This is a genomic window from Flavobacterium sp. GNP001 (assembly GCF_054343775.1).
Genome location: NZ_JBTGUX010000001.1, coordinates 2393003 through 2413542, shown reverse-complemented (window position 1 = coordinate 2413542; position 20540 = coordinate 2393003). Strand labels below are relative to the sequence as shown.

General features: G+C 35.0%; 17 protein-coding genes. 12 read left to right on the top strand and 5 right to left on the bottom strand.

The annotated features are described in order from the left end of the window. Positions 1-27: 27 nt before the first annotated feature. Positions 28-1473 (bottom strand): tRNA (N6-isopentenyl adenosine(37)-C2)-methylthiotransferase MiaB, encoded by a 1446-nt coding sequence (miaB, locus tag ACXX8U_RS10300; RefSeq protein ID WP_458565771.1) that lies wholly within the window; start codon positions 1471-1473, stop codon positions 28-30. Positions 1474-1932: 459 nt separating this feature from the next. On the opposite strand from miaB, the gene topA reads away from it, so the two are divergent. The 7 genes from topA to ACXX8U_RS10265 all read left to right on the top strand — a co-directional run bounded on the left by topA (position 1933) and on the right by ACXX8U_RS10265 (position 11493). Next, positions 1933-4461 carry a type I DNA topoisomerase gene (topA, locus tag ACXX8U_RS10295; protein ID WP_458565770.1) on the top strand — a complete coding sequence of 843 codons (2529 nt, stop codon included), beginning with the start codon at positions 1933-1935 and terminating at the stop codon, positions 4459-4461. Positions 4462-4464: 3 nt separating this feature from the next. Further along, the gene (locus ACXX8U_RS10290; RefSeq protein WP_458565769.1) at positions 4465-5616 is read left to right on the top strand and encodes a formimidoylglutamase; all 1152 of its coding nucleotides are present in this window, start codon (positions 4465-4467) and stop codon (positions 5614-5616) included. Positions 5617-5743: 127 nt separating this feature from the next. Then, complete coding sequence (gene porK / locus ACXX8U_RS10285) at positions 5744-7150, top strand: T9SS ring complex lipoprotein PorK/GldK (protein WP_458565768.1); 1407 nt, start codon at positions 5744-5746, stop codon at positions 7148-7150. Between the two features lie 36 nt (positions 7151-7186). Beyond that, positions 7187-7834 (top strand): type IX secretion system motor protein PorL/GldL, encoded by a 648-nt coding sequence (gene porL, locus ACXX8U_RS10280; RefSeq protein WP_458565767.1) that lies wholly within the window; start codon positions 7187-7189, stop codon positions 7832-7834. Positions 7835-7878: 44 nt separating this feature from the next. Next, positions 7879-9420, top strand: a complete 1542-nt coding sequence (gene porM, locus ACXX8U_RS10275; RefSeq protein WP_458565766.1) for a type IX secretion system motor protein PorM/GldM — start codon at positions 7879-7881, stop codon at positions 9418-9420. Positions 9421-9467: 47 nt separating this feature from the next. Then, positions 9468-10358, top strand: a complete 891-nt coding sequence (porN, locus tag ACXX8U_RS10270) for a type IX secretion system ring subunit PorN/GldN (protein WP_458565765.1) — start codon at positions 9468-9470, stop codon at positions 10356-10358. Between the two features lie 85 nt (positions 10359-10443). Next, positions 10444-11493, top strand: a complete 1050-nt coding sequence (locus tag ACXX8U_RS10265; protein WP_458565764.1) for an NAD(P)/FAD-dependent oxidoreductase — start codon at positions 10444-10446, stop codon at positions 11491-11493. Positions 11494-11497: 4 nt separating this feature from the next. Here ACXX8U_RS10265 and ACXX8U_RS10260 read toward each other — a convergent pair whose 3' ends face one another. Then, positions 11498-11881 (bottom strand): DUF983 domain-containing protein, encoded by a 384-nt coding sequence (locus tag ACXX8U_RS10260; protein WP_166133386.1) that lies wholly within the window; start codon positions 11879-11881, stop codon positions 11498-11500. Between the two features lie 85 nt (positions 11882-11966). On the opposite strand from ACXX8U_RS10260, the gene ACXX8U_RS10255 reads away from it, so the two are divergent. After that, the gene (locus tag ACXX8U_RS10255; protein WP_458565763.1) at positions 11967-13874 is read left to right on the top strand and encodes an ABC-F family ATP-binding cassette domain-containing protein; all 1908 of its coding nucleotides are present in this window, start codon (positions 11967-11969) and stop codon (positions 13872-13874) included. 31 nt (positions 13875-13905) lie between these two features. Here ACXX8U_RS10255 and ACXX8U_RS10250 read toward each other — a convergent pair whose 3' ends face one another. Next, positions 13906-14874, bottom strand: a complete 969-nt coding sequence (locus ACXX8U_RS10250) for an App1 family protein phosphatidate phosphatase (RefSeq protein WP_458565762.1) — start codon at positions 14872-14874, stop codon at positions 13906-13908. Positions 14875-14928: 54 nt separating this feature from the next. Between ACXX8U_RS10250 and ACXX8U_RS10245 the strand changes: the two genes are divergently transcribed. Further along, positions 14929-15822 carry a diacylglycerol/lipid kinase family protein gene (locus tag ACXX8U_RS10245; protein ID WP_458565761.1) on the top strand — a complete coding sequence of 298 codons (894 nt, stop codon included), beginning with the start codon at positions 14929-14931 and terminating at the stop codon, positions 15820-15822. Here the strand turns inward: ACXX8U_RS10245 and ACXX8U_RS10240 are convergent. Continuing rightward, complete coding sequence (locus tag ACXX8U_RS10240; protein WP_458565760.1) at positions 15815-16963, bottom strand: 8-amino-7-oxononanoate synthase; 1149 nt, start codon at positions 16961-16963, stop codon at positions 15815-15817. The genes ACXX8U_RS10245 and ACXX8U_RS10240 overlap by 8 nt on opposite strands. A 98-nt stretch (positions 16964-17061) precedes the next feature. Here ACXX8U_RS10240 and ACXX8U_RS10235 point away from each other — a divergent pair, with 98 nt between their 5' ends. After that, positions 17062-17340: a 4a-hydroxytetrahydrobiopterin dehydratase gene (locus tag ACXX8U_RS10235; RefSeq protein WP_458565759.1), complete on the top strand. Its 279-nt coding sequence runs from the start codon at positions 17062-17064 to the stop codon at positions 17338-17340. A gap of 40 nt (positions 17341-17380) precedes the next feature. Here ACXX8U_RS10235 and ACXX8U_RS10230 read toward each other — a convergent pair whose 3' ends face one another. Beyond that, positions 17381-17863 carry a DUF1761 domain-containing protein gene (locus ACXX8U_RS10230; protein WP_458565758.1) on the bottom strand — a complete coding sequence of 161 codons (483 nt, stop codon included), beginning with the start codon at positions 17861-17863 and terminating at the stop codon, positions 17381-17383. A 176-nt stretch (positions 17864-18039) separates the two neighbouring features. Between ACXX8U_RS10230 and ACXX8U_RS10225 the strand changes: the two genes are divergently transcribed. Together ACXX8U_RS10225 and ACXX8U_RS10220 are read left to right on the top strand one after the other, a co-directional pair. Beyond that, the gene (locus tag ACXX8U_RS10225) at positions 18040-18894 is read left to right on the top strand and encodes a leucine-rich repeat domain-containing protein (RefSeq protein WP_458565757.1); all 855 of its coding nucleotides are present in this window, start codon (positions 18040-18042) and stop codon (positions 18892-18894) included. Positions 18895-19200: 306 nt separating this feature from the next. Beyond that, positions 19201-20235, top strand: a complete 1035-nt coding sequence (locus ACXX8U_RS10220; protein WP_458565756.1) for a LacI family DNA-binding transcriptional regulator — start codon at positions 19201-19203, stop codon at positions 20233-20235. Positions 20236-20540 lie beyond the last annotated feature (305 nt).

Sequence of the window (20540 nt, the reverse complement as noted above, 5' to 3'; positions counted from 1 at the left end):
TAAACCTGAAACTTGAAACTAACTTTTCTAATTCATTTCAGAATATCCAACTGCTTCCCCTTTTAAGGTTCCGCTTGTGCAACTTGTAATTTTTACATTAACAAAATCTCCAATCTTGTAATTCTCTTTTGGGAAAACCACTGTAATGCTTTGTGAGTTTCTGCCTGAGAATTCTTCAGTTGATTTTTTAGAAACTTTTTCGACCAAAACTTCTACAATCTGACCGATAAATTCCTCTGAACGAAACCAAGCATGTTTTTGCTGTAAGTCGACAATTTCTTGTAGTCTACGAGCTTTTGTTTCTTCGGGTACATCATCTTCCATTTTTCTTCCGGCAAGTGTTCCCGGACGTTCAGAGTACGAGTACATATAACCAAAATTATATTTCACATAGTCCATTAACGCCAATGTATCTTGATGGTCTTGTTCAGTCTCTGTTGGGAAACCTGCAATCATATCTTGCGAAATTGCGCAGTTTGGAATTACAGTTCTGATTTTATCAATCAAAGTCATGTATTCCTCACGCGTATGCAAACGATTCATTTCTTTTAGAATACGATTACTTCCTGATTGTACTGGTAAGTGAATGTGTTTGCAAATATTTGGGTATTTAGCAATTACTTGTAAAATACTTTCGTGCATGTCCTGCGGGTTCGAGGTTGAAAATCGAATGCGCATTTTAGGAAAAGCAACCGCAACCATTTCAAGCAATTGATCAAAGTCGATCGCAGTAGCTTTTTGCATTTCGCTAGCATTAGCAAAATCCTTTTTCAAGCCGCCACCGTACCACAAATAACTGTCAACATTTTGACCTAACAAAGTAATTTCTTTGTAACCGTTATTCCACAAGTCTTGAATTTCACTCAAGATACTTTGTGGTTCACGGCTGCGTTCGCGACCGCGGGTAAAAGGAACCACACAAAAAGTGCACATATTATCACATCCTCGAGTAATAGAAACCAAAGCAGTTATTCCATTAGTCATTAAACGAACAGGCGATATGTCGCCATAAGTTTCATCCTTTGATAAAATTACATTGATGGCATCACGACCTTCTTCAACTTCGGCTAATAAATTAGGTAAATCTTTATAGGCATCTGGACCAACTACCATGTCAACGATTTTCTCTTCGTCTAAAAATTTTTCTTTCAAACGCTCTGCCATACAACCTAAAACACCAACTTTCATTTTTGGATTAATGCGTTTTACGGCATTGTATTTTTCCAATCTTTTTCGGATGGTTTGTTCTGCTTTGTCGCGAATAGAACATGTATTTATTAAAACTAAATCGGCTTCCTCCAATACTTGGGTAGTATTGTATCCATTTCCGGATAAAATAGAAGCTACAATTTCGCTATCTGAAAAGTTCATAGCGCAACCATAACTCTCGATAAATAGTTTTTTAGTGTTTTCGGGTTTATTTTCTAAAACGAGACTTTCGCCTTGTTTGCTTTCTTCAATTATCTTTTCCATTCCATTTTTTCAAAGTACAAAGATAGAATAATTTGAGTAAATATGACAAGATGTCAGCCTACAAATTAACAATGTTTTGCGTTTTATAATCCAATGCTTCTAGGGTAAATGAAGTTGTTGAAAAAGCCTTGGTTTTGCTCTACTTTTTACTTTGCATGGCGAAATAAGAAATTCTGTTTTATGCCATTACTAAAAATTGGTCGATGGTTATTTTTATAACTAGGGTTAGTGTTTTGCAAGAGCGGCAACAAATGTTACTATTTAAAATGAACCTTAAAAGACTTATTTTCGTAAAACAAGAGGCGGAATTTATTTATTTTCGAAGTGTTTTCCGAGAGATATAAAACAAGGGGTTTCGCTACAAATAATCAATTCAAGTAGGTTTTATTCTATTTTAAAAATCGGCAAAAGCCCGATATATAAAAAAAACTTCTACTTTTGTCCCAGAAAAATAGAGCAATGGCAAAGAATTTAGTTATCGTAGAGTCTCCTGCAAAGGCAAAAACAATCGAAAAATTTCTTGGAAGTGATTATCAGGTAGAGTCCAGTTATGGACATATTGCCGATTTGCCTTCACGAGAAATAGGAGTAGATGTGGAGCAAGGTTTTAAACCAAAGTATGAGGTTTCTGCAGATAAAAAAGCATTGGTTACCAAATTGAGAGGTTTGGCTAAAAAAGCAGAAATGGTATGGCTAGCGAGCGATGAGGATCGCGAGGGTGAGGCTATTTCTTGGCACTTAGCCGAAGAGCTAAATTTGGATATCAAAAAAACCAAACGTATTGTTTTTCATGAGATTACAAAAACGGCCATTTTAAAAGCGATTGACAATCCACGTGAGATTGATTATAATTTAGTAAACGCACAACAAGCCAGACGTGTACTTGACCGATTGGTTGGTTACGAATTATCGCCTGTTTTGTGGAGAAAAATTAAAGGAGGTTTGTCTGCTGGTCGTGTACAATCGGTTTCGGTTCGATTAATTGTTGAACGCGAGCGCGACATTCAAAACTTTAATGCAGTAGCAACTTATTCAGTTGTAGCTGAATTTACTAACGAAGCCGGAAAAGCATTCAAAGCTAAGTTGCCTAAAAATTTTAATACCAAACAAGAAGCAGAAGCTTTTTTAAAAAATAACGTAGGTTCACAATATAAAGTAGGGGAGTTAGAAACAAAACCTACCAAAAAGTCGCCTACGGGTCCGTTTACCACTTCAACTTTACAACAAGAAGCAGCAAGAAAATTGTATTTACCAGTAGGTATTACCATGCAGCTAGCACAACGTTTGTATGAAGCGGGATTAATAACCTATATGAGAACGGATAGCGTTAATTTATCAAAAGAGGCGATGGAAGCAGCTCAGGCTGAAATCATCAAATCCTACGGTAAGGAGTTCTCAAAACCAAGAACTTTCACCAATAAAAGCAAAGGAGCTCAGGAAGCTCACGAGGCTATTCGACCAACGGATATGTCGCGTCATACGGTAGATATTGATCGAGATCAAGCCCGTTTGTACGATTTGATTTGGAAACGAACGCTTGCCTCACAAATGAGTGATGCGCAACTTGAGCGCACCAATGTAAAAATTGAAGCTAATAATCACAGCGAGGTATTCACAGCTTCTGGAGAGGTGTTGCTTTTTGAAGGATTTTTAAAAGTCTATTTAGAAGGCCATGATGATGACGAAGAGGAGCAAGAAGGCATGTTGCCAGCCATGAAAGTGAACGAAAAGTTACAAAATAATTATATCTCCGCTACTGAGCGTTACTCTAGACCTCCAGCTCGTTTCACGGAAGCTTCGTTGGTAAAAAAATTAGAGGAACTTGGTATTGGTAGACCATCTACGTATGCACCAACCATTTCTACTATTATCAACAGAAATTATGTTGAAAAAGGAAATCTTGATGGGCAAGAACGTAAGTATACGCAACTTACTTTGCAAGAAGGAACGGTTGCTGAAAAAATACTAAAAGAAAATACAGGCTCTGATAAAGGAAAATTAGTTCCAACTGATATTGGAACCATTGTTACCGATTTCTTGGTTAAGAATTTTGGAAACATTCTCGATTACAATTTTACTGCCAAAGTAGAGCAAGATTTTGATGAAATAGCCGAAGGAAATATCGTTTGGACGAAAATGATGCAAGAGTTTTACGATCAATTTCATCCAACGGTGAAAGATGTAGAAGCTAATGCAGAACGCGAAAGTGGCGAACGTATTCTAGGAACTGATCCTAAAACAGGTAAACCAGTTTCGGTACGTTTGGGTAAATTTGGCCCAATGGCTCAAATTGGTGCTGCTGATGATGAAGACAAGAAGTTCGCAAGCTTGATGAACGACCAAAATATTGGTAACATCACGCTGGAAGAAACTTTAAACTTGTTCTTATTACCAAAAAACTTAGGTGTTTATAAGGATGAAGAAGTAGAGGTCAGTAATGGCCGTTACGGTCCATACATTCGTCATGGCGCAGCTTTCGTATCTTTGCCAAAAGGCGAAAACCCATTGGATGTTGATTTTGAACGTGCCAAAGAATTAATTGATGAAAAAGCCCTTGCAGATGCTCCAATTGCAGTATACAAAGGCGAAGGTGTTCAAAAAGGTGTGGGTCGATTTGGTGCTTTTATCAAATGGAATGGCCTTTTTATCAATGTGAGCAAGAAATATGATTTTGATAATTTATCTCAAAACGATATTGAAGCCTTGATTGAAGATAAGTTACAAAAAAATATAGATAAAGTACTTCACAATTGGGAAGAAGAAGGGATTTTGGTTGAAAAAGCAAGATGGGGACGCTCTGTTATTACTAAAGGAAAGATAAAAATTGAATTAAGTAAGGATGTTGATGCTTCAAAATTGACTTTGGCCGAAGTACAAGAGATGATCGCAAAGAAAACTCCAGCCAAAAAAGTAGCGGCGAAAAAAGCGCCCGCCAAAAAAGCAACAGCAAAAAAAACAGCGGTAAAAAAGCCAGTAGCAAAAAAATAGAAAATGGAATTTGATTTTTTGAAACCCATAGACTCAGATGTTCTTGATTTTATAGGTAATCTCAAGGCGCAGCAATTAGGGAGTAAGGTTGTTTTACATACCAACGATCAATTTCCGGATTTAGATCAAGTTCAAATTGCCATTTTTGGTGTTTTGGATAATCGAGGCGATCGTAATGCTATTTCTGAGGTAGATGTCAATTCAATTAGGGAACAATTTTATAGTTTGTTTCCGGGAAATTGGGACGCTTCTATCGCTGATTTGGGAGATATTCCCGCAGGAAGTAATGTTTCTGATACTTATTTTGCAGTGAAGCAAATTGCTGCTGAATTAATTAAAAAAAGAATAATACCTATTGTTCTTGGCGGCTCTCAGGACATCACCTATTCTTTGTATCGTGCTTATGATACTTTAGAGCAAATGGTAAATTTGGTTGCCGTTGATGCTAAATTTGATTTCGGTACAGATGAAGAAGATCTTTCTGCTACTTCGTACTTGACCAAAATGATTGTAGAGGAACCTAATAATTTGTTTAATTATTGCAACATCGGATATCAAACTTATTTCAACTCGCAAGAAGAAATTGATTTGATCGAAAAATTGTATTTTGACGCCTACCGATTAGGTGAGGTTTCTAATAATATTGCAATTGCAGAACCTGTTTTTAGAGATGCCGATATGGTTAGCATTGACCTGAATTCGGTTAAATCTTCTGATTCTGGAAATACAATTCGTTTTCAGCCAAATGGTTTTAATGGTAAAGAAATTTGCGCATTAAGCAGGTATGCAGGAATAAGTGACAAAGTATCTTCATTTGGCATCTATAATCATAACAATACTGCTGCCGAAGCAGTACTTGCAGCCCAAGTCGTTTGGTACTTTATCGAAGGGTTTCATTACCGTTCACATGAATATCCGTTTGGGAGCAAAGACAATTATTTGAAATATATTGTTCCTTTAGAAGAGGAGGAACTGGTTTTTTATAAAAGCGATAAAACAGACCGTTGGTGGATAGAAATTCCATTTATTTCAAATGTTAATAATAAATTAAAAAGAAACACGTTATTACCGTGTTCCTACGATGAATACCTACTTGCTTGCAACCAAGAACTGCCTGAAAGGTGGTGGAAAGCACAAAGAAAAAACATCGTTTAGAGCCTTTTAGGACATATTTATGATTTTTTTATAAAAAACAGTTTGTTTGCTACAAAAAAATTGTTTTTGTAAAAAATAATAAATAGGTTTACACACTTAAAAATAATGATTAGATAACCAAATTTATATGAAGAAGTTCATAGCTTTCACAGCGATTATAGCCCTTTTAGTTGGCTGTGGTAAAACAAGCGACAGAGGAGAATTAGTTGGTGTTAATGGAGGGAAATGGCATCCTGAAAAACCTTATGGGATGACTTTGGTGCCAGGAGGATCTTTTATTATGGGTAAATCAGATGCTGATTTAGCAAATGTTGAAGATGCGCCTACCAAGACTGTTACTGTGCGTTCTTTCTATATGGATGAAACGGAAATCACGAATAAAGAATACAGACAGTTTGTAGAGTGGGTTAAAGATTCTACAATGAGAGTTCGTTTAGCTATTATGGCTGATATGAATGGTCAAACAGCAACTGCAAGTACTGGAAGAGGCAAAAATGCTGGGAGCATTGGTGATTTCGCATTCAATGATTCAGATCCTGCAAAAATGACTGCATACGACAAATATATGTATGATAACTATTACAGTATTGGCACAGAGGATGATCAGTACGCTGGTAGAAAATTAAACAGAAAAGTGAAGTTAATTAAGGATACCAAATTATATCCAGATGAATATTACACTGAGGTGATGGATTCTATGTACTTGCCAATCGAAGAATCATATAACGGTTTACGTACCATAGATGTAAATAAATTGAAGTTCCGCTATTCTTGGATGGATATTCAAGCTGCAGCCAAAGCTAAAGTTGGTAGAAGAAAAGATTTCATCAAAACAGAAACAATTAAGGTGTATCCAGATACTACCGTTTGGATCAAAGATTTTGCTTATTCATACAATGAACCAATGCATAACGACTACTTCTGGCACAAAGCCTATGGAGAGTACCCTGTAGTTGGTGTTACTTGGACGCAAGCAAAAGCTTTTTGTGCATGGAGAACTTTGAACAAAAACACATACATAAAATCAAAGAAAAAAGGGCAAGATTTAATCAATTCATTCCGTTTGCCTACAGAGGCTGAGTGGGAGTATTCAGCTAGAGGAGGTCTGGAATCAGCTACATATCCTTGGGGAGGTCCTTACACGAAAAATGATAGAGGATGTTTCTTAGCTAATTTCAAGCCAAACCGTGGTGATTATGCAGCAGATGAAGCTTTATACACAGTAGAAGCCAAATCGTATGAGCCAAACGGATATAATTTATACAATATGGCTGGAAACGTTTCCGAATGGACGGATTCAGCATACGATCCAAACGCTTATGAGTATGTATCTACAATGAACCCAAACGTTTTAGATGCATCCAACAAACGTAAAGTATTACGTGGCGGATCTTGGAAAGATGTTGCTTATTTCCTACAAGTAAGCACAAGGGATTACGAATACGCTGATTCAGCAAGAAGTTATATTGGTTTTAGAACAGTACAAGACTACATGGGACTTCAAACAACTGGAACAGGAAAAAAGAAAAAATAACAAAAACCCAATCTATTAAATTTTAAAACTATTATTATGGCATTACTAGGTAAAAAAGCAATGAACTTCGCTTACGGTATGGGAGCGGCAGTTGTAATCATCGGAGCATTATTTAAAATCACACATATTGAATTCGGTCCTATAACGGGTAACTTGATGTTGACAATTGGACTAGTTGTTGAAGCTGCAATTTTTGCACTTTCAGCTTTCGAACCAGTTGATGATGAATACAAATGGGAAAACGTTTACCCTGAGTTAGTAGGTGGAACGGCAAAACCAGCTGCTAAAAAAACAGAACCAGCAGCGGATACGCAAGGTCTTCTATCTCAAAAATTAGATGCTATGTTGAAAGATGCTAAAATTGACGGTGAGTTAATGGCAAGTTTAGGAAACAGTATCAAAAATTTTGAATCAGCAGCAAAAGGAATTGCTCCTACTGTAGATTCTATTGCTTCTACAAAAAAGTATAGTGAAGAGTTAAGTTTAGCAGCTACTCAAATGGAGTCTCTAAATAGCTTGTACAAAGTACAATTAGAAAGTGCTTCAAAAAATGCACAAATTAATGAGGAAGTTGCAGCAAACAATTTGAAATTGAAAGAGCAAATGCAGTCTTTAACTTCTAATTTATCTTCTTTAAATAGTGTATACGGTGGAATGCTTTCTGCTATGAACAATAAGGGATAATTAGTCAATCGACACATTAACAACAAACTAATTATTTAGAAAATATGGCAGGAGGAAAACTAACCCCTAGACAGAAGATGATTAACCTAATGTATTTGGTTTTCATCGCTATGTTGGCATTAAACATGTCCAAAGAAGTGTTATCTGCTTTTGGATTAATGAATGAAAAATTTGAAGGATCAAATACAGCAGCAGAACAATCTAATGCTCAAATGTTATTGAGTTTAGATGCTAAAGCTGCAGAAGCAGGTGGAGAGTTTAAAGACGCTGCTGCAACTGCTCACAAAGTAGAGACACTTACTAAGAATTTCTACGACTATATTGCAGGTTTAAAAACGGAAGTTTTAACAGGTACTGAAACAAATCCAGATACAGGTAAATTACCTTATGAGGAAATGGATAAAGGAGACAACTTAGATAATTCTTGGTTTAGTCCTGCAGGATATTCTGCAAAAGGTAACGAAGTCGTTAAAACTATTGAGCAGTATAAAAATGATGTTAAGGCAGCTTTAGGTGGAAACAAAAAATTAGCTCCAATTTTAAGTGAAGTAGAGTCAAAATTTGATCTTGCTCCAGTTAAAAACAAAGACGGAATAGCAATAGCATATTTAGATTACCATTTTAAAGGCTTTCCAGCTGTAGCATCGTTAGCAAAGTTATCGGCTTGGCAAAATGATGTTAAAAAAGTAGAAACGGATGTTTATAATACTTTGTTAGGAAAAGCGGCTGTTGCTGCTGCTTCTTATAGTAACTATCAAGCGATTGTTGTTTTAGACAAGAGTGCTTACTTTCAAGGAGAACAAGTTACAGGAAAAGTAGTTTTAGGTCGTTATGACGAAAACACAAAACCAACTTCTTTTTCTGGTCCTGGAAAAATCGTTAACGGACAAGCTGTAATTTCGATGACTGCTGGAAGTGTTGGTGAGCAATCAATCAACGGTAAATTTACTTTCTTAGAAGACGGAAAGAACATTCCATTACCTTTTCAAGGCAAGTATGTTGTGGTTCCTAGACCTAACTCTGCTACTATCTCAGCAGACAAAATGAATGTTGTTTATAGAGGAGTTGTAAACCCAATTTCTATTTCTTTTGCAGGAATTGCGGATAACAATGTTAATGCTTCTGCACCAGGATTGACTAAAGTAGGAAACGGAAAATACAACATGAGCCCACAAGCTGGTAACGAAGTTGTAATCAATGTTTCTGGAAAAATGGCTGATGGTAAAGTAGCGTCTGATAAACGTGTGTTTAGAATCAAAGGTATTCCTGGTCCAACTGGTACTATCCGTGGAGAAATGGGAGTTGTTAAAGGTCCTAAATCAAGTTTAGAAATTTCTACTGTTGGAGCTAAGCTTGTTGATTTTGACTTTGAAGTAGGATTGAGTGTGGTTGGTTTCAACTTAAAAGTTACTGGTCAACCTACCGTAGTTGTTCAAGGAAACAAATTAAACGCACAATGTAAAGCTGTTTTATCAAAAGCTGGACGTGGAGATCAGGTTACAATCTCTGAGATCAAAACAAAATTAGAAGGAGCGGGTAGCTACTTGTTGCCAAGAACTGCACCTGTAATTTATGAAATACAATAATACAACGGTTGCATAAACCAAAGTCAATATTTTATTAGGACAATATTATGAATGTAAGAAATCTTTTTATCGCTATAGTCTCTCTTTCTTGGAGCATTAGTTCCGTAGGGCAGTCGAATTTGCTTAATGCAAAAACTCCAGACCAAATTGGACTAAAAACCGCTGCGCAGTTGGATTCAGATAACGATAAACCACTAGCATACGGTTATGTACATGATCGTGATGTTTTAATGGGTAAAACAACATGGGAAATTATTGATTTAAGTGAAAAGATTAACTTCGCGTTATACTTTCCTATTGATACAGCGAATATTGGTTCTGATAGAAGGTCTTTGTATGATGTTTTGACTAAGGCCATGAAAAATGGTCAGATCACAGAAGTATATACCGATAGCTATTTCAATACTAAAAAATCTCTGCAAGACATTCAGGGTTCCTTAACGCGTATTGATACAACCGATGCGGGTAGAGAGCAATTAAATGCTGGTAATAGAATTTCCGATGAGTATATTATTAGACAAGATTTATCTGCGCAAGATGTAACGCAATACAAAATTAAAGGGTACTGGTATTTTGATAAACGTCAAAGTGAGTTGAAGTATCGTTTGCTGGGTATTTGTCCTGTTACGCCTGATGTATACACAATGAACAGTGATGAAAAAGATTATATTGAGTTGTTTTGGGTATTTTTCCCAGCGGCGCGGGAAGTTTTACATAATGCAAAAGCTTTTAATGACAAAAATTCAGCTATGCCAATTTCGTTCGATCAAATCTTAAACTCACGCCGTTTTAACAGTTTGATTTATAAGGAAGAAAACGTTTATGGAGATCGTGCAATTGAAGAGTATATGAAAGACAATGCTCAAAATCAGTTGTTAGAATCTGAAAGAGTAAAAGATAAGATTAGAAATTTTGAATCGGATATGTGGAACTACTAGTTTCTATAAGATGAAAACAGATAAAACTCTTACCCATGTGGTAGGAGTTTTTTTTGTTTACTAGTGATATTTAAACTGATTTTATATGATTGATTATTTAATAGTTGGTGCTGGCTTGGGTGGACTTTCTTTTGCAGAATGGGCACTTGAAAACAATAAGAGCATTTGTGTAGTGGATAATAGTTCTCAAAATTCTTCCAGAGTAGCCGGTGGTTTGTACAATCCAGTTATTTTAAAGCGGTTCAGTGAAGTTTGGAATGCAAAGGAGCAACTTGAGCATATGAACGCTTTTTACAATAGAATTGAAAAACGATTATCTTTTCAATTTGATTTTAAAAGGCCTATTTTGAGAAAATTTTTCTCTATTGAAGAGCAAAATAATTGGTTTGCTGCTTCAGATAAGGTAAATCTGTCTCCTTTTTTATCGACAACAATAGTTCATGATACGTTTGATGGTATTGAATCTCCTTATGGCTACGGTCAAGTTTTACATACAGGTTATGTTGATACCGCTTTGTTACTTCAGAAATTTAGGGCTTTCCTTTCTGGATCAGGTCAATATCTAGAAAATGATTTTGACTATGATGCTTTGCAACTAACATCCGATGGGGTATGTTATAAAGATATCATCGCTAAACATATTATTTTTGCCGAAGGCTATGGTTTGCATGCTAATCCGTATTTTAATTCACTTCCGCTTGACGGTACCAAAGGCGAACTTTTTATTATCGAAGCACCAGGTTTAAAGTTGGATGTTATTGTCAACACTAGCGTTTTTATTTTACCGCTCGGACAAAACCGTTTTAAAGTAGGAGCTACTTATAACTGGAAAGATAAAACCAATGATACTAGTGAAGAGGGCAAGCAAGAATTGATTGATCGAATACAAGAAATTATCAACTGTGATTTTAAAATAATATCTCATTTTGCAGGAATCAGACCTACTGTTAGAGATAGAAGACCGCTAATTGGAACCCACCAAATACATCGTCAATTACACGTTTTAAATGGTTTAGGAACTAGAGGCGTTATGTTGGGTCCGTCAATGGCTAAGGCCTTGTATGATTTTATCGAGTTTGAAATTGCCTTAGACCCAAGTATTGACTGTTGGCGATTTGAAAAGCGTAAAAAGTAGGGATTTATTTTTTGTTTTGATTAGGGTCATACGAAACAAACATATTGATATAAATGTTTCGAGCCCAGCGTAAAACAAACGGAAATAGTGCTGTTAGTGCAATGATTATAACAACAAATGCCTCTTTTAAATTTGATTTAAAGAAGAAAAAAGAAATGACAAACGCTGCAATACCAATAGCGACATTTAATCCGTAGCTTACGTACATGGCTCCGTAAAAAAAGGATGGCTCTATTTGATATCTCAATCCACAATGACTGCAATTGTCATGCATTTTTAAAACTTGGGTTAAATGCCATGGGTTTTTTTGTAAATACATGCTCTCATTGTGACATTTAGGACAAGTTCCTGTTAAAATGCTATATAATTTGGATCCTTTTTTTAACATTTGCAAAAAATTTAATTTTCCTGATTTTAGTCCTACCAGAAGATAGGCAAATTTAATAAATCACAGAGGAATAAAATCACAATACATGCTTAATATACATAATTTATCGGTTTCTTTTGGTGGCTCTTATTTATTTGAAGAAGTTACTTTTAGACTCGGTGCAGGAGATAGGGTTGGATTAGTTGGAAAAAATGGTGCGGGAAAATCAACCATGTTGAAAATGTTAGCACGTGACTTTGCTCCAGACTCGGGTGTGATATCTCAGGAGAAAGATATCAAAATGGGTTTTTTACGACAAGACATTGATTTTGAGCGTGGACGTACTGTTTTAGAAGAAGCCTACGAAGCGTTTACAGAGATAAAAGCGGTTGAGAAAAAGTTAGCAGAAATCAACCATCTTTTGGTAACAAGAACGGATTACGAAAGCGACGAATACAGCCAAATTATCGAAGATCTTTCTGATTATACGCATCGATTTGAAGTTTTAGGCGGGTACAATTATGTAGGCGACACCGAAAAAATTCTTTTGGGTCTTGGTTTTAAACGAGAAGTTTTTGACAATCAAACTGAAACGTTTTCAGGCGGTTGGAGAATGCGTATTGAGTTGGCCAAATTATTACTGCAATCGAATGACGTTTTATTACTCGATGAGCCTACGAATCACTTAGATATTGAAAGTATCATTTGGTTAGAAAGCTTTTTACGTAATTATCCTGGAGTAGTTGTGATTGTTTCGCACGATAAAATGTTTTTGGATAACGTAACTAACAGAACTATTGAAATTTCATTAGGAAAAGCATACGATTTTAATAAACCGTATTCGCAATATTTAGAGTTGCGTCATGAAATTAGAGAGAAGCAATTAGCAACTCAAAAAAATCAAGCCAAGAAAATTGAAGAGACAGAAAAATTAATCGAAAAGTTTCGCGCCAAAGCATCGAAAGCATCAATGGCACAATCTTTAATCAAAAAATTGGATAAGGTTGAGCGTATTGAGGTAGATGAAGATGATAATTCAGTGATGAATATTTCTTTTCCAGTTTCAAAAGAACCAGGAAGAGTGGTTATTGAGGCTGAAGATGTGACTAAAAGTTATGGCGATACAACGATTTTAAAAGATATAAGTTTACTTGTAGAACGTGGAAGTAAAATTGCTTTTGTGGGACAAAATGGTCAAGGAAAATCGACTTTTATCAAAGCAATTGTTGATGAATTTGAATATCAAGGCTCTATAAAGCTCGGTCATAATGTGCAATTGGGATATTTTGCGCAAAATCAAGCCGAATATTTAGATGGAGAGAAAACCTTGTTACAAACTATGGAGGACGCAGCTGTAGATACCAATCGTATGAAAGTACGAGATATGCTTGGGTCCTTCTTGTTTCGTGGTGATGATGTAGAGAAAAAAGTAAAAGTACTTTCGGGAGGTGAGCGTAACCGTTTAGCATTGTGTAAATTATTGTTACAGCCCATCAACGTTTTGTTAATGGATGAGCCTACCAATCACTTGGATATTAAATCTAAAAATGTTTTAAAAGCAGCCTTGCAAAAATTTGGTGGAACGCTACTTCTAGTTTCTCACGATAGGGACTTTTTACAAGGGATGTCGAATATTGTTTACGAATTCAAAGACCAAAAAATCAAAGAATACTTAGGCGATATCAACTATTTCTTAGAGCAGCGCAACTTAGAAAACATGCGTGAAGTGGAGAAAAAGGACGCGAATAAAACAGCTGCGCCTAAAGAGAGCAATAAAGCTTCGTACGAAGACCAAAAGAAAGGTAAAGCTTTGCAGAACAAACTCAGTAAGGTTGAAAGTCAAATCAAACAATTAGAGCGAGACATTCAAAATGATGATAAAATGCTAACATCCAATTATGACAAACATATTGAGGATGCTAAGTTCTTTACCGCTTACAATAAAAAGAAAGCAGATTTAGACCAACTTTTGTTAGATTGGGAAATCATTCAAGAGGAAATTGATAATTTATAATTCAAGAAAGAGCTTTAAAAAGGCTCTTTTTTTATGAAATAACGCCAATAGATTTCGAATGCGCAATGGCTTCACTACTGTCTTTAAAATAGCAAATACGAACATTTAATGATGCGATATTCTCGAGGGTTGTCTCTATTTTCTTTTTTGGAGAAGGGCCGGTTTGTCTAATGTAAACGGCTTTTACGGTTACTGGGAATATTTTACAAATTGCTTCGTATAAAAAAGCATCTTGCTGTGAATCATCACCAAGCAAAACATATTCAAGGTTAGGATAAAACTCAAGGATATGTTTGATTTTTTCAAATTTATGATTGTGATTGCCTCTCCCTGTCGAAAAGAAATCCAAAAGACTGGTTTTGATATCCTTAAGTAACAAAACTGCTTTGGGTAACTGATGCATTTCAGTAAACTTGGTTATAAACCGATATAGATTCCACTCGCTACTTGAGACATAAAAAAACACGTTGTATTCTTCGCTTTGCGATCGACCGGCTGTACTAAGCGCCTGGTAATGGGTTACAACATCATCGTATACTGTGCGTTTATTGATGTTTTTAAAAAGTAGTTCGTAGAGTTTTTTTAACGGATTAAAAGTGTGCGATACTAAAAAAGTATCATCAATATCAGATATTATTCCAAGATTGCCTTTGTGAGGTCGAATAAAGGAGCCTTTTTCCCAAATACTTTTTTGTTTGTAGGGAGTGCTTACTTTGTATTCGTTCCAACCGTACTGCATTTCTGTATCCATTGGTATACAAAACTTAAAGTAGCCATCGTCTAATGTTTTAGTATGTATGTTTAGGCCTTTGTATTGCAAATAGACATCGGCATTGGATAAAGTTTTTATTTGAAAAAGCTTGATGATAGAGCTGGCATTTTTTAGATTCTTCTTTTGGAAATTATATTCTTCGACGGAAGAGGGTTTAAAAACATGTCCCATCACAATCAATTCTTGGTCATTTGCATAGCCGCGATATAATTTTAGAATTGGTTTCATATATTTTGGTACTTTTGATAGGGTCAAATTAGAGATTTTTAAGTAATAAACATAATGAAAGTGGAAAAGAATATATTGCTAGTCGTAAATCCTATTTCAGGTGATATTGACAAGGTAGAAATTACAACCTTAGTTTCTGAATTTGCCGCAAATCTAGGAGTGAATCTTGAGGTGTATACCACAACTGGAGAAGATGATATTGAAAACATCAAAACCTTGTATGACAAATCTCTTTTCGAACGCATACTAGTTGCCGGTGGAGATGGTACAATTAAGATGGTGGCAGAGGCAATGGAGGAGCATGATGTTATCTTGGGTATTTTGCCAGCAGGTTCTGCAAATGGTTTGGCAGTCGATTTAAATTTACCATCTACTATCGAAGAGAATCTTGAAATTGCATTTTCTAACGAGGCGAAAGCCATTGACATGATTGAGATAAACGGTAAAAAAAGCATTCATTTGAGTGATATTGGTTTGAATGCTGATTTAGTGAAAAATTATGAAAACGGAAGTATTCGAGGTAAAATAGGATACATGTTGCAAACCGTTTCGACACTAATTGATTTAGAGCCTCCTTTTTTTGCAACCATTAGAGGAGATTTTCCGACTGTTGCTTGTGAGGCGCGCATGATTGTTATTGCCAATTCGCAAAAATATGGAACAGGTGTAACGATTAATCCATTGGGACTAATGGATGATGGATTGTTTGAACTCGTTATTTTAAAAAATATGGATCTAGTGCTTTTTGGTAAAATTATCACCGGAAACATGCCAATAGATGATGAAGATATTGAGATTATTTCGGCAAAAAAAGCAACAATAACGACTCAACAACCAGTTAATTTTCAAATTGATGGCGAATATTGTGGGAAGCAAACTAAGCTCGATATTGCTATTTTACACCAACAAATAAAAGTTGCAGTTCCTGTTTTTGATAATACTATTTAAAAGGATTTCGCTCTTGCCAAATAGTTTCAGGTTCTAAATAGGGAAACAATAAGGGCATGAATCGATTAATCAAAGGGTTGCTATGTCGCATCAAACCTTGCATTTCAACAGGAATAGCACCAACTGAGCTTTTAATTTCGAGCGCCGTTCTGGCAAAAACAATTTCGTTAAATCCTTTGTTGATTGAATAGGCAATCATATCGTATAACATATTCAAATACAACATTTTTTCTCGTTGTAGCAAATCATCGTAACCCAAAAAATAGGTTTCCATAGTGTTGCCGTTTTTTAATAAAGTGTTAAACCCAATTAAGTTATCATCAATAAAGTATCCGTAAAATAAAAACTGATCTCTGAGAATTTCTTTTAGCTTTTTGAAATGATTTTTGGCTAGAAAAAAGGTGTTAAAAGGAGCATTTTCCGCAACGTGTAAATACAATTCGTAAATACGCTCTTCAAAGTGAATGATATCTTCTAAATGTAATTTTCGTTTTTCTATTCCTGCTGCTTTTTTGCGAGCTCTTTTATATTGGTCTCTGTATTTTTTTGACAAAGCATCAATGTAGTCTTGCTCTTTTTTCCAGGATTCTTTAATAAAAAATAACATGGAAGGCTGGGTGCTAAATCGATAGTAATTTTTATGTGAAGGGAGTTCAAAATCATTAATCTCCTTCTTCTCAAAATCCTTGTAAGTACTGATGTGTACTTTTTTTCCTGATGACTTATATTTTTTTTCTAATGCTTTACTCGCTTGCTGAATGCATTGCAAAGCTGTGTCTTTAGGAGTATCATTGGCGAAAGCCATAGCATTTTGACCAGTAAGCATATTGTTACCAATAACTAATACGTGGGCTCCAAAATTTTTAAAGGCAAAGTTACGGATGTTTGTTTTCAATGATTTATCGCGAGCTCCGTAGGATGGTACTTGGTTTAAATCTAAAAATTGAGCAAGTGCAATTCCTTTTAATTGGTTTTCCTGATAAATTCCAATAAAATGGCAATCCATATTTCCGGGTGCTGATTCCTCTAATATTTGAAGGTAATTACGAGTAAGAAAAAGATTGGTCACAGCAATAGCATCCCACTCTAGAGGAAGTGCAATAGCTGAAGTAAATAATTGAAATGAAAACGATGAGGTCAATCGGCTTTTTTAATTTTGCTCAAAATTAAGTAATAATCTTAATGTTTTTTATCTTCTTGATTAAATAGCTATCTTTATGATGATAAAAAGATAAAAAAATGAAAAAATTAACTCCAGATGTCCTTCAGTCTGCATTAGAAAAGCTTAATGGTTGGGAATTGAATAACGATCGTATTTGCAAAGACTTTATTTTTTCTGATTTTAGACAAGCGTTTGCTTTTATGGTTCAAGTGGCGCTGCTGTGTGAAAAACAGAATCATCATCCTGATTGGTCAAATACTTATAATAAAGTTTCAATTGCCTTAACAACTCACGATCTTAATGGAGTTACTGATTTAGACCTGCAAATTGCACAAGCAATTGAAACAATAAAGTAATAAAATTTAATATTTTAAAGATAGCTACAAACAGTATCGATTATTGCCAAGCGCAAATAATGCCACCCATTATCATGAATGATACTATCCAATATCCGCTGACAACAGCTATATAAGTAAAACTACGTTTTTCGTGTAAAGCGGTCGTGCCTATTATGGGTAAAACCAAGAAAAGTCCCGATAAGAAGCCATGAAGAGCGCCATGCTTAAAAGTTCGAAAGGCTGTTCCGTAATCATCCATAAAATCTCCATAAGATGGTTTAGCTACTGCTGGGTCACCACCAATCATTCCTAATGCACCAAATTGATGAATAGTAAGTGATTGCATTAAAAAACTAATCATTAGTGCATAAATAATTGACACACCAAATAAAACAAAGAAATTAGTTTGTTGAAGTTGCCCCAATGTTAGTCCTGTTTCTTTCATCCATCGTGTACCAAAAACTCTTGGGTGGTACCAAATAGATCCTACCGCAAATGTTGATAAAGCGGCTACAAGTAGCGCTAAAAAATTGATTTCCATAATTTTAGTTTTTAAGTTGTTAAAACAAATATAGTAAAAGCAATTGAGACTATTTTGCGAACAACTTGTAAGGTATATCAGTAAAAAATTTGATAAACAATGTCGTTCGTCGATTTTATTTGCTGGTAAACCCGTTTAAGTGTACATTTACATCGTTAAATCAAACATTTTAGCGCATGAAAACTAAAACTACTCTATTGCTTACATTATTTTGTGCATTTTCAATGCTAGCTGCCGTTTCTCCAAGCGAAAAAGAAGCACTTGTGAAATTGTATGAGTCTACTAATGGTAAACAATGGAAAGTAAAATGGGATTTAACAGCTCCAGTTTCTACATGGTTTGGAGTAAAGTTGTTTAATGATAAAGTGGTAGCAATTCAATTGGCAGATAACAATTTGATTGGAGAATTACCAGCTGAGATCAGTAATCTGGAAAGTTTACAAGAGTTAGATTTACATAAAAATCAAATTTCAGGTAGTATTCCTGCCGCTGTAGGAGAGCTAAAACAAATGCAATTATTGAATCTTTCTTTCAACAAACTGCAAGGGTCAATTCCAAATGCAATTTGTGAATTAAATAATTTAAAGAAATTAGAATTGTACATGAATGGTTTGTCGGGTGAATTGCCTGAAGCTATTGGTGCTTTAAGTCAATTAGAGGTGCTTTCTCTTTTTAATAATGAATTAGAAGGTGAGATACCAGCATCACTATACGAAATCAAAAACCTAAAAGCGTTGTTGTTAAATAGTAACCGTTTAGTTGGTGCTTTAGACAGAAAAGTTGAGCAATTAACAGCATTAGAAAATTTAAGTTTGTTTGATAATAAAATGGTCGGTCAAGTTCCTTTTGAATTGGAAAAATTGAATAATTTGAAAGAAATGAATATTTCTTATAACCGTTTTAATGGTTTAGTTTCAAGAAATCTAGCTGTTTTAGATACTTTAAACATGACTATGTTAAATGATAAAGGTGTAGCAACTTTATTAGAGTTGAGTACCTCTCGTAATACTGCAATCGCAGCCGAAGATTAACATTAGCAATAGAAATCATATTTAGTTGTTTTTAATAAACGTAGTACGTTACAACCTGCAAAGTAAAATTTGCAGGTTTTTTTTGCTGTTGCATTTCTTACTTTGACCAAATATATTCACTTTGTAAATCGTTTCATCTCCCTCATGTCACTTTATTGCTTCAATGATCTATTACAGGCAGATTTGAAAAATAAATAGAGTGCAACTTGTCTCGCTCAATCTCTGTTAAAAATACTTTTATTATCTTTGGTGCTTACCATTTGGTAATCAAGATGTAGTATATTGTCCGTTTTTAATGCAGTTGTCATGATGAAAAAAAAACCTGTTTCGATTAAATCCATAGCTGAACATCTTAAAATTTCAGTGACAACGGTTTCTTTCGTCTTGAATGGAAAAGGGAAGGAGAAACACATTTCTGATTTACTTATTCAGAAAGTATTGAATTACGCCAAAGAGGTAAATTATACACCAAATCAAATAGCGCAAAGTCTTCGTACCGGAAAATCAAATATTTTAGTGTTCATGGTTGAAGATATTTCGAATAGCTTTTTCTCTAAGTTAGCTCGTATAATCGAGGATATTGCATACAGTAAAGGCTATAAAGTTATTTTTTGTAGCAACGAAAACAATGATGAAAAATCGATCGAGCTTATTCGTCTTTTTAAATTCAGACAAGTAGACGGTTTTATCATTGTGCCATCTCCCGGAATTAAAAGTGTAATTCAAGAATTGATCGACGAAAATATACCAGTAGTTTTGCTTGATCGTTATTTTTCTGACTTAGATTGTAACAGCGTTGTGGTGGATAATGAACAAGCTACGTACAATGCAATTCAACATTTAATCGATAATAACTTTAAGAGTATTGGTTTTATTACAACAGATTCTACTCAAACCCAAATGACTGATCGTCGTGGAGGTTATGAAAGAGCGATTACTGAGGCTGGTTTAGTGTCCAATATATTAGTGATACCGTACGTTGAATCAAGCGCAGGAACATCAAGGGAATCGATTAAAAAATTTATTATTGAAGTCGAAAATAGAGACGCTGTATTTTTTGCTACTAACTATTTAGCTCAAACAGGATTAAAAGTACTTAAGAAAAATGCACCTCATTTAATTACTAAATTGGGGATGTTTACTTTTGATGATAATGAATTTTTCAAAATTCATACACCTACCATTTCAGCTGTTTCTCAGCCCATGGTCGAAATAAGTACCGAAGTAATGAAAATACTTTTACCATTGTTGCAGCGCAAAGAGGCTAATGAAAACCCTAAACGAATTGTGCTACAAGGAAAATTGAAAATTAGAGAGTCCTCTTTGGCAGCCTCTAACTAGCAACTAGGTTCACGCTTTAAACCTTATATTTAGCTCTTTTTATTTTTACTATCCTTTATCCTGTACGTAAAGAACAGTACAATCTATTTTTTTTAATCCTGCCTAACGGTTATAGACAACTGTTTTACATCTTGATATTTCACTTGTATTTAAAAAATATTTTTTTTGTCTGATAAACCATAGGTTATAACATTTTTTGAATTCAATCTTTTAAGATTCAAGTATTAGCCGTGTTACCAATTGGAGTTGCATTTTCATTATCAAATAACAATTGTCTTTTTTGAATGAAATATAAATTAAGAAGC